The organism is Flavobacterium sp. A45 (genome assembly GCF_002001005.1).
Lineage (GTDB): Bacteria > Bacteroidota > Bacteroidia > Flavobacteriales > Flavobacteriaceae > Flavobacterium.
In genome coordinates this window covers 1-428 of the sequence record NZ_MUNX01000012.1, presented here as the reverse complement: position 1 = coordinate 428, position 428 = coordinate 1, and the positions used below count along the sequence as shown (strand labels likewise).

Sequence of the window (428 nt, the reverse complement as noted above, 5' to 3'; positions counted from 1 at the left end):
GTACAACCGTCTGCTCCTGGGAATCTTGTTCCTGTCTGATTCGTTGTATAATCCGTACCGTTCCAGGTGAAGGTCGCTCCCGAACAAATGGTTTGATTCGTTACTATATCTGCAGGTTTTGGCGTTACAGTCAAGTTCAATACTTGATCTGCAGTACAACCGTCTGCTCCTGGGAATCTTGTTCCTGTCTGATTCGTTGTATAATCCGTACCGTTCCAGGTGAAGGTCGCTCCCGAACAAATGGTTTGATTCGTTACTATATCTGCAGGTTTTGGCGTTACAGTCAAGTTCAATACTTGATCTGCAGTACAACCGTCTGCTCCTGGGAATCTTGTTCCTGTCTGATTCGTTGTATAATCCGTACCGTTCCAGGTGAAGGTCGCTCCCGAACAAATGGTTTGATTCGTTACTATATCTGCAGGTTTTGG

At 45.6% G+C, this 428-nt stretch carries 1 protein-coding gene; it reads right to left on the bottom strand.

The genetic code is table 11. The features are described from left to right. A partial coding sequence (locus tag B0E44_RS18680; protein WP_165688743.1) for a hypothetical protein occupies positions 1-428 on the bottom strand: 428 nt, incomplete at both ends.